This is a genomic window from Actinomadura kijaniata NBRC 14229 (genome assembly GCF_001552175.1).
Taxonomy (GTDB): Bacteria; Actinomycetota; Actinomycetes; order Streptosporangiales; family Streptosporangiaceae; genus Spirillospora; species Spirillospora kijaniata.
This window is the reverse complement of record NZ_BCQR01000101.1, coordinates 34,214-43,606: the sequence shown is the minus strand read 5'-3', so window position 1 is coordinate 43,606 and position 9,393 is coordinate 34,214. Positions and strand designations below refer to the sequence as shown.

At 72.0% G+C, this 9,393-nt stretch carries 8 protein-coding genes and 1 pseudogene; 5 read left to right on the top strand and 4 right to left on the bottom strand.

Annotated features, from left to right (window positions below):
• The 5 genes and pseudogenes from AKI01S_RS29150 to AKI01S_RS29130 form a co-directional block, all read left to right on the top strand.
• Positions 1-967 (top strand): annotated as a pseudogene (locus AKI01S_RS29150) (prenyltransferase/squalene oxidase repeat-containing protein); the annotation flags it as partial.
• Between the two features lie 472 nt (positions 968-1,439).
• Positions 1,440-1,700 carry a hypothetical protein gene (locus AKI01S_RS50945; protein WP_157420222.1) on the top strand — a complete coding sequence of 87 codons (261 nt, stop codon included), beginning with the start codon at positions 1,440-1,442 and terminating at the stop codon, positions 1,698-1,700.
• Positions 1,700-2,125, top strand: a complete 426-nt coding sequence (locus AKI01S_RS29140; protein WP_174567424.1) for a roadblock/LC7 domain-containing protein — start codon at positions 1,700-1,702, stop codon at positions 2,123-2,125. Before AKI01S_RS50945 ends, AKI01S_RS29140 begins: the two co-directional genes overlap by 1 nt.
• Entirely contained in the window at positions 2,122-2,649 is a 528-nt protein-coding gene (locus AKI01S_RS49535; RefSeq protein WP_084000354.1) for a DUF742 domain-containing protein, read from the top strand. The genes AKI01S_RS29140 and AKI01S_RS49535 overlap by 4 nt, the downstream gene beginning before the upstream one ends.
• A complete protein-coding gene (locus AKI01S_RS29130) occupies positions 2,630-3,235 on the top strand; it encodes a GTP-binding protein (protein WP_067824933.1) in 606 nt (201 codons plus the stop codon). Before AKI01S_RS49535 ends, AKI01S_RS29130 begins: the two co-directional genes overlap by 20 nt.
• Before the next feature lie 61 nt (positions 3,236-3,296).
• On the opposite strand, the gene AKI01S_RS29125 is transcribed toward AKI01S_RS29130, so the two are convergent.
• The 4 genes from AKI01S_RS29125 to nuoL are packed head-to-tail and all read right to left on the bottom strand — an operon-like array spanning position 3,297 to position 9,387.
• A complete protein-coding gene (locus AKI01S_RS29125) occupies positions 3,297-4,316 on the bottom strand; it encodes a polyprenyl synthetase family protein (protein WP_067824931.1) in 1,020 nt (339 codons plus the stop codon).
• An 18-nt stretch (positions 4,317-4,334) separates the two neighbouring features.
• Positions 4,335-5,897 (bottom strand): NADH-quinone oxidoreductase subunit NuoN, encoded by a 1,563-nt coding sequence (nuoN, locus tag AKI01S_RS29120; protein ID WP_439951689.1) that lies wholly within the window; start codon positions 5,895-5,897, stop codon positions 4,335-4,337.
• Positions 5,894-7,471: an NADH-quinone oxidoreductase subunit M gene (locus AKI01S_RS29115; RefSeq protein WP_067824928.1), complete on the bottom strand. Its 1,578-nt coding sequence runs from the start codon at positions 7,469-7,471 to the stop codon at positions 5,894-5,896. Before AKI01S_RS29115 ends, nuoN begins: the two co-directional genes overlap by 4 nt.
• On the bottom strand, positions 7,471-9,387 hold the full coding sequence (gene nuoL / locus AKI01S_RS29110) for an NADH-quinone oxidoreductase subunit L (RefSeq protein WP_067824926.1): 1,917 nt from the start codon (positions 9,385-9,387) through the stop codon (positions 7,471-7,473). The genes AKI01S_RS29115 and nuoL overlap by 1 nt, the downstream gene beginning before the upstream one ends.
• Positions 9,388-9,393 lie beyond the last annotated feature (6 nt).

The following is a 9,393-nucleotide window of genomic DNA, read 5'->3' as shown; positions in this document are numbered from 1 at the left end:
GGGCCCCGGCGCGGCCGCCGCGAGCGTCGGGGCGTCCCCGGCGGCGACCGCCGCCTGGCTCGACCCCGCCGCGCCCCATCCCGCCGCGCTGCGCTACCTGGAGGAGTGCGTCCGCCCGTACGGCGGCCCGGTGCCCGTCGCCGCCCCGATCACCCATTTCGAACGCGGCTGGGTGCTGGGCTGGCTGGTCCGCGCCGGGTTCCCGGTGGAGGTGCCCGCCACGCTGGTCGCCGAGATGCGGACGGCGCTGGGCCCGGCGGGCGCCCCCGGCGGGCCGGGGCTGCCCCACGACGCCGACTCCTCCTCGGGGCTGCTGTACACGCTGTCGCTGCTCGGCTCCCCGCACCCGCCCGACCTGCTGTGGAACTACGAGACCGACACGCACTTCTTCACCTGGCGCGGCGAGAACGGCCGGTCGGTCACGACCAACGCGCACGTGCTGGAGGCGTTCGGCCACTACCTGCGCAGCACCGGTGGCGGGGAACCGGCCGCCCACTACGCGGCGACGGTCGCGAAGGTCACCTCCTGGCTGTGCTCGGCGCAGGAGGACGACGGCCGCTGGCAGGACCGCTGGCACGTCTCGCCGTACTACGCGACGTTCTGCGTCGCGCTCGCGCTCGACGGGTTCGGCGGCGCGGCGGCGGTCCCGGCGGTCGAACGCGCCGTCCGCTGGATTCTGGACACCCGTAACGCCGACGGATCCTGGGGCGTCCTGGGCGGGTCGGCCGAGGAGACCGCCTACGCCGTGCAGACGCTGTCGCTCGCGCGCGGCGTCCCCGCCGGGGCTCGGCGGGCGGTGCGGGAGGCGGTCGCGTCCGGCACGGCGTTCCTGCGCGCGGTCCCGCTCACCAGCGACATCGATGCCGATCGGCCGCCGCTGTGGCACGACAAGGACCTCTACCGGCCTCTCGCGATCGTGCGGGCCGCCGTTCTGGGGGCGCTGCGACTGGGCGGAAGAATCATCTGAACGCGAGGCGGAAGGGAAGCGACGTTTTCACAAACGCGCATTACCGGAACACGTGGCGTAACCATTCGCCTTGAGACGGAATGATCCCGTTGGTAAGGTTCATCGGTGCGCGAATGCGGTGAATCGCCGCCGCGCCCCCACCCCGCCGCCACGTGTCTCGCAACCGGTTCCACCCGCCGCGCGCCGACACCATGACAATTCGTTGGGGCGAAAAGCGATGTGTTTCCGCGACTTCCGACCGCGGGCGAAGGACACGGTGCCGCCGGTGTCGGCGAGCGTCCCGTGGACGTCCGCGGCCCGGGTGACCCCGCGCGGGGGAGCGGCCCCGTCGCGGCGCGCACACCGCCCCGGCCCCGTCCGGCCCGCCACCTCCGGCGGGCCGTCCCGCCGGGTCGCGCGGCACGGGACCGGGCCGTGCGGAACCGGGCCACACCGGGTCGAGCACCCCGACGCCGAGGAGACGCGGTCACCCGTGCCCCAGGACTCCACCCCCTCCGGGCTGCCCGTCCGGGTGCCGCAGGCCGGCCTGGCGCCGGCGCTGCGCACCGACGAGCCGCCCACCGCCGCGCGGCCCGAGCCCGAGGCCGAACCGCCCCGCTCCCCCGCCGAGGTGCGGCGGATCATGGGCTCCTACCAGCGCGGCACCCGTCTCGGCCGGTCCGCCGCCCGCCGCGCGGCGGACTCCGGCCCGTTCCAGGGCACCACCACTCCGGAAGGCGAGGACGATCAGTGATGCAGAAGACGGGCGCGTCGGCGGACCTGAGCTGGCTGCTGGACGACCTGGTCGCCCGGGTCCCGCACGCCGACAACGCCGTCGTCCTGTCGGCCGACGGCCTGCTGATGGCCGCGTCGGCCGGCATGAGCGCCGACGACGGCGAACACCTGGCGGCGGTCGCCGCGGGCATCCAGAGCCTGGCCAAGGGCGCCGGGACGCGGTTCGGCGGCGGCCCGGTCCGGCAGACCATCGTCGAGATGCGGTCGGCGTTCCTGCTGGTCACCGTGGCCGGCAAGGGCGCGTGCCTGGCGGTGCTGGCCGACGCGGAGGCCGATGTGGGCCTGATCGCCTACGAGATGGCGGTGCTGGTCAACAGCATGGGCGAGCACCTGTCCACCCCGACGCGCGCCGAGATCGCGGACGCGGAGCGGCCCGTCTCATGATGCCGCCGGAGGATCCGACACCCTACCCCCCGAGGGGGGACGTCCCGCCGGACCGGGAGCGGTGGCCCGAGACCCCGCCGGAGTGGCGGGAGCGCCCGGCTCCCGACCTCCCCGCGTTCGAGCAGCGCGCGTACGAGCCGAACGCGTTCGAGCCCCCCGGGCCGGAGGGGCCGCCGGACGAGCCGGCCGGCCCGATGCTCCGCCCGTACGTGATGACCGGCGGCCGCATCGAGCCGACCCGCGGCGAGTTCGACCTGATCACGCTGGTGCTCGCGACCGGCCCGGAGCCGGAGAACTCCGTCGGCCTCGGCCCCGAGCACCTGGCGATCTGGCGGCTGTGCCAGCAGGTCATGTCGGTCGCCGAGATCACCGGCCATCTCGACCTGCCGGTCGCCACGGTCCGGGTGCTGCTGGGCGACCTGCTCGACCACGGGCTCATCGCCCTCCAGGAACCCGAACCCGAGGCGGACATGCACGACCTCCAGCTCTACAAGGCGGTGATCGATGGGCTTCGGGCGCTCTAGGCCGGCCGACGGGCCGCGCATCCCCACCGCGGTCAAGATCGTGATCGCGGGCGGTTTCGGCGTCGGCAAGACCACCATGGTCGGCACGGTGTCGGAGACGCGGCCGCTGCGCACCGAGGAGATCCTCACCGACGCGAGCGTCGGCGTGGACGACGTCTCCGGGGTCGAGGCCAAGTCGACCACCACGGTCGCGATGGACTTCGGCCGCATCACCATCCGCGACGAGTACATCCTGTACCTGTTCGGCACCCCCGGGCAGGAGCGGTTCTGGTTCATGTGGGACGAGGTCGCGCTCGGCGCGCTCGGAGCGGTCGTGCTGGCCGACACCCGCCGCCTGGCCGACTGCTTCCCGTCGGTCGACTACTTCGAGCGGCGCGGCACGCCGTTCGTCGTGGCGGTCAACTGCTTCGAGGGCGCGCGACGGTACGACCTGGCGGAGATCCAGGCGGCGCTGAACCTGGGGCCGAACGTCCCGGTGATGCTCTGCGACGCCCGCAGCCTGGAGTCCTGCAAGGAGGTCCTCATCACCATGGTGCTGCACGCCATGAAGGCGCGGGGCCTGACGCCCGAGCCCCAGGAGGCCTGACCGCCCCGGACACGACGACGGCCCCCGCCCGTACGGGTGGGGGCCGGTCACGGTCAGGGGGTCAGCCGGTGCGCGACACCACGTAGTCGCACAGGCCGACCAGCGCCGCCCGGGCCGGGATGTCCGGCAGGGTCAGCAGCTCGTCGCGGGCGTCCTCCGCCCAGCCCCGCAGGTCCGCGCGGGCGCGGTCCATCGCCGGGTGGGCGCGCAGCAGCCGCAGGGCCTCGGCGTGCAGGTCGTCGTCGGTCAGGTCCGCGACCAGCAGCTCGCGCAGCCGCGCGTCGTCGGGTCCGGAGCCGACGCCCGCCAGCACGTGGTGCATCGGCAGGGTGCGGATGCCCTCGCGCAGGTCGGTGCCCGGGGTCTTGCCGGACTGCTCGGCCTCCGAGGCGATGTCCAGGATGTCGTCCGACAGCTGGAACGCGACGCCGATCTTCTCGCAGGCGGAGGTGACCGTGTCCACGATCCGCTGGTCCGCCCCCGACAGCAGGGCGCCGAACTGGCCCGACACCGCGATCAGCGAGCCGGTCTTGTCGGCCATCACCTGGAGGTAGTGCTTGAGCGGGTCGGCGCCCCCGGCGGGGCCGACCGTCTCCTGGATCTGGCCGCGCACCAGGCGGGCGAACGCGCGGGCCTGGATGCGCACCGCCTCCGGGCCGAGGTCGGCCAGCAGGTCGGAGGCGCGGGCGAACAGGTAGTCGCCGGTGAGGATCGCGACGGTGTTGGTCCACCGCGAGTTGGCGGAGGGCTGGCCCCGGCGGACCGGGGCCTCGTCCATCACGTCGTCGTGGTACAGCGTCGCGAGGTGGGTCAGCTCGACGACGACGGCGGCCGGGACCACGCCCGGCGCGGCCGGGTCGCCGAACTGGGCGGCCAGCAGCACCAGCATCGGCCGGAACCGCTTGCCGCCCGCCTCGACCAGGTGCTTGGAGGCCTGGGTGAGCAGCGGGTCCTCGCTCTGGACCGCCTCCAGGAGCACCCGCTCCACCGAGTCCAGTCCCACGCGGACGTCCGCCGCCAGGGACGCGTCGATCGGCAATCCGAACGGCCCCGTCGCCTGCTCCGCGGAAGCGCTACTCACCCAAACCCCCTACCGGGCCTACCGGACGAACATCTGTGACGTGGCGGTCCCCGCCAGGTCCAGGACAGGCTGGGGGAGCACGCCGAGTACCACAGTAGCCGTCAGCCCGAGCGCCACCGCAGCCGCGGTCGCCGGGGCGGCGACCACAGTCGGCCCGTCGGCCTCCGGCTCGCTGAAGAACATGACGACGATCACACGGACGTAGAAGAACGCCGCGATCGCCGACGACAGCACGCCCACCACGACCAGCGGGGTCGCGCCACCCTCGATCGCCGCCTTGAACACCGCGAACTTGCCGGTGAAGCCGCTCGTCAGCGGGATGCCCGCGAAGGCCAGCAGGAAGAACGCGAAGACGCTCGCCACCACCGGGCTGCGCTTGCCCAGCCCCGCCCACCGCGACAGGTGCGCGGCCTCGCCGCCCGAGTCCCGGACCATGGTCACCACGGCGAACGCGCCGATCGTGGTGAACCCGTAGGCCACCAGGTAGAACAGCGTGCTCGACAGACCCTCGCGGGAGGTGGCGACCAGACCGGTCAGCAGGAAGCCCGCGTGCGCGATCGACGAGTACGCCAGCAGCCGCTTGATGTCGGTCTGCGTGATCGCGATCACGGCGCCGATCACCATTGTGAGAATGGCCACACCCCACATCGCGGGCCGCCAGTCCCACTCCATCTTCTCCAGGCCGACGTAGTAGACGCGCAGCAGCGCGCCGAACGCCGACACCAGCGTGCAGGACGCCATCAGCGCGGTGACCGGGGTCGGGGCGCCCTGGTACACGTCGGGCTTCCACATGTGGAACGGCACCGCGCCGATCTTGAACAGCAGGCCGACGGTCAGCAGCGCCACGCCCGCCAGCAGCAGCGTCTCGCTGCCGGCGTCCCGGGTGATCTGCGCGGCGATCACCGACAGCCGCACCGAGCCGGCGTAGCCGTACAGCAGCGCCGCGCCGTACAGGAAGAACGCCGAGGAGAACGCGCCCAGCAGGAAGTACTTGACCGCCGCCTCCTGCGACAGCAGGCGGCGCCGCCGCGCCAGCCCGCACAGCAGGTACAGCGGCAGCGACAGCACCTCCAGCGCGACGAACATGGTGAGCAGGTCGTTGGACGCCGGGAACATCAGCATCCCGCCGACCGCGAACATCATCAGCGGGTACACCTCGGTCTGGGTGATGCCCGCCGCCATGGTCTCCTGCTCGGCGTCGCTGCCGGGCAGCGCCGACGCCTGCGCGGTGAAGTGGCTCTGCCGCCGTTCCACGATCAGCAGCAGGCTGACCAGCGCCAGCACCAGGATGGTGCCCTGGAGGAACAGGGTGGGGCCGTCCACGCCGAGCGCGCCCTCGGCGGCGACGTGGAACGGCGTCCCCCGCCAGGCCAGGGCGATCGTCCAGACGAACCCGCCGAGCAGACCGAGCACGGCCAGCGGGATCTGGACCGTGTTGCGCCAGGTGCGGCCGACGAACGCCTCGACCAGCACCCCGGCGACGGCGACGCCGAACACCAGCAGCATCGGGCCGAGCTGCCCGTACTCGATGTGCGGGGCGGGGATCTCCGCCGCCAGCACTCCTTGATTCAGCGGACTCACGGACGGGCTCCGTTCTCAGCGACGTTGCCGATCTTCGGCTGCGGGTCGCGCTGGCCCACGCGTTCCAGCGTCACCTTCACCGACGGGTTGATCACGTTGAGCACCGGCTGCGGGGCGAAGCCCAGCACGACGATCAACGCGATGACGGGGCCGACCGCCCACTTCTCCCGGGCCGACAGGTCGGGCAGGCCCTGGACCTTCTCCACGGCCGGGCCGCCCATGGTGCGCTGGTACGTCCACAGGATGTAGATCGCGGCCAGCACGACGCCGGAGGTGGCGATCAGCGCCGGGACGGGGTGGCGGGTGAACGTCCCGGTCAGCACCATGAACTCGGACACGAACGGCGCCAGGCCCGGCAGCGACAGCCCGGCCAGGCCGGAGACCAGGAACGTCCCGGCCAGCACCGGCGTGACCTTCTGCATGCCGCCGAAGTCCGGGATCCGCGCCGACCTGCGCCGCGCGATCATGAACCCGACGACCAGGAACAGCGCGCCGGTCGCGAAGCCGTGGTTCACCATGTACAGCGCCGCGCCGGACTGCCCGGCGGTGGTCATCGCGAAGATGCCCAGCACGATGAACCCGAAGTGCGACACCGAGGTGTAGGCGACCAGCCGCTTGAGGTCGACCTGCCCGATCGCCAGGATCGCGCCGTAGACGATGCTCAGCACCGCGAACGCGATGACGACCGGCGCGGCCCACTTCGCGGCCCCCGGGAACAGCTCCAGGCAGAACCGCAGCATGCCGTAGGTGCCGACCTTGTCCAGCACGCCGACGATCAGCACCAGGGCGGGCGCCGGGGACTGCTGGGCCGCGTCGGGCAGCCAGGTGTGCACCGGCACCATCGGCGCCTTGATCGCGAACGCGACGAAGAAGCCGAGGAACAGCCACTTGGCGGTGGTCGGGTCGATGTTCATCCTGGCCAGCTCGGTGAACAGGAACGTGCCCTGCCCGAGCCCGCCCTGCGCGACCGGCTTGGCCGACAGCGGGAACAGCCAGATGACGGCGACCAGCATCAGCAGGCCGCCGAACAGCGAGTACAGCAGGAACTTCACGGCCGCGTAGGACCGCCGCGGCCCGCCGTAGTACCCGATGATGAAGTACACCGGGATCAGCATCGCCTCGAAGAAGACGTAGAAGAGGAAGACGTCGGTCGCCGCGAAGACGCCGATCATCATCGCCTCCAGCGTCAGCAGCAGCGCGAAGTAGGTCTTCGCGCCGCTCCTGGCCGGAGCGTCCACGCCTCCCGAGCGGCCCGCCCCGTCCCAGGAGGCGAGGATGACCAGCGGGACGAGGATCACCGACAGCGCGACCATCGTCAGCGCGACGCCGTCCACGCCGACCGCCCAGTGGACCCCGAACTGCTTGATCCACCAGTACTGCTCGGTGAACTGGAACCGCTCGCCGTCGGGGTCGAACGCGGCCGCCATCGTCAGGGCCAGCGCCCCGACCACGAGCGACACGCCCAGCGCCGTCTGCTTGGCGAGCGCCTCGCGCCCGCGCGGCAGCAGCGCCACGCCCACCGCGCCGAGCAACGGCAGCGCGATGAGCAGGCTCAGCCAGGGAAAGTCCTGCATCAGACGTTCACCACCAGCAGCGCCGCCACGATGACCGCGGCACCAAAGAACATGGACAAGGCATAGGACCGGACGAAGCCGGTCTGGACGCGGCGGATCCGGCCCGACGTCCCGCCGACCCCGGCCGCGAGTCCGTTGACCAGGCCGTCGACGCCGCGGCCCTCGAACCACACCGCCAGGCGGGTCAGCCACTGGCCGGGCCGCATCAGCAGGGACTCGTTGAGCGCGTCGCCGTACAGGTCCCGGCGGGCCGCGACGGTGACGAACGAGCCCTTGGGGGCCTCGCGCGGAACGGCCCGCGCGCCGTACTGGCGCCAGGCCAGCCCGACGCCGACCAGCATCAGCACGAACGTGGCGATGCCCGCCGGGGTGACCGGGTTGAAGCCGTGGTGCTCCTTGGGCTCGCCCACGACCGGGGCGAGGAAGTCGGAGAACCCGCCCAGGATCAGGAACCCGCCGCCGAAGACCGAGCCGACCGCCAGCACGATCAGCGGAACGGTCATCACCTTCGGCGACTCGTGCGGGTGGACGCCCTCCTCCCAGCGCTTGGTGCCGTAGAAGGTCATGAACATGACCCGCGACATGTAGAACGCCGTGATCCCCGCGCCGACCAGCGCGCAGGACCCCAGGATGATCCCGGAGGTGCCCTCCTTGCTGAACGCCGCCTCGATGATGCCGTCCTTGGTGAACCAGCCCGACAGCCCCGGGAACCCGATGATCGCCAGGTAGCCCAGCCCGAACGTCGCCCAGGTGATCTTCATCAGACCGCGCAGCGCGCCGTAGTGCCGCATGTTCACGTCGTCGTTCATGCCGTGCATGACCGATCCGGCGCCGAGGAACAGGCCCGCCTTGAAGAAGCCGTGCGCGATCAGGTGCGCGATGGCGAACGCGTACCCGACCGGGCCGAGCCCCGCCGCCAGCGTCATGTAGCCGATCTGCGACATCGTCGAACCGGCCAGGGCCTTCTTGATGTCGTCCTTGCCGCAACCGATGATCGCACCGGCCAGCAGCGTCGCCGCGCCGACGATCGTCACGACCAGCTGCGCGGTCTCCGACATCTCGAAGATCGGGCCGGAGCGGACGATCAGGTAGACGCCGGCGGTCACCATCGTCGCGGCGTGGATCAGCGCCGACACCGGGGTCGGGCCCTCCATCGCGTCCAGCAGCCAGGACTGGAGCGGAAGCTGCGCCGACTTGCCGCACGCGCCGACCAGCAGCAGCAGGCCGATCGCGGTCGCCGTGCCGGAGCTCAGCCGGGACGCCCCGCCGACGTGCTCGGCGCCGGTGCCGAGGATCTGCTCGAACCCGACCGACCCGAACGTCGCGAACATCAGCATGATCGCCGCGAGGAACCCGAAGTCGCCGACCCGGTTGACCACGAACGCCTTCTTGGCCGCCGTCGCCGCCGTCGGCTTGTGCTGCCAGAACCCGATCAGCAGGTAGGAGGCGAGACCCACGCCCTCCCAGCCGATGAACGTGACGACGTAGTTGCCGCCCAGCACCAGCAGCAGCATCGCCGCCACGAACAGGTTCAGGTACGCGAAGAACCGCCGCCGGTCCGGGTCGTGCGCCATGTAGCCGACCGAGTAGATGTGGATCAGCGATCCGACACCGGTGATCAGCAGCACGAAGCTGATCGACAGCGGGTCGACCAGCAGGTCCACGTCGACCTTCAGCGAGCCCGCCTGGAACAGCTCCCAGAGCCGGACGGTGCGCCGCCGTTCCTCGCCCGGCGTGTAGCCGAGCATCTGCGCGAACATCGCCACGCCGACCCCGAAGGAGGCCAGCGACATCGCGCACCCGAGCAGATGGCCCCACCTGTCGGTGCGGCGTCCGCCGAGCAGCAGGACCGCCGCCCCCGCCAGGGGCAGGGCGATCAGAAGCCAGGCCAGGGCCTGGATACCTTCAGCCTTCACCCCGCG

What these genes read in the sequence shown, in the direction of transcription:
- AKI01S_RS29140 (WP_174567424.1), top strand. Translation starts at nt 1,700, where the DNA reads ATGCAGAAGACGGGCGCGTCGGCGGACCTGAGCTGGCTGCTGGACGAC.
- AKI01S_RS29115 (WP_067824928.1), bottom strand. Translation starts at nt 7,471, where the DNA reads ATGCAGGACTTTCCCTGGCTGAGCCTGCTCATCGCGCTGCCGTTGCTC.
- AKI01S_RS49535 (WP_084000354.1), top strand. Translation starts at nt 2,122, where the DNA reads ATGATGCCGCCGGAGGATCCGACACCCTACCCCCCGAGGGGGGACGTC.
- AKI01S_RS29130 (WP_067824933.1), top strand. Translation starts at nt 2,630, where the DNA reads ATGGGCTTCGGGCGCTCTAGGCCGGCCGACGGGCCGCGCATCCCCACC.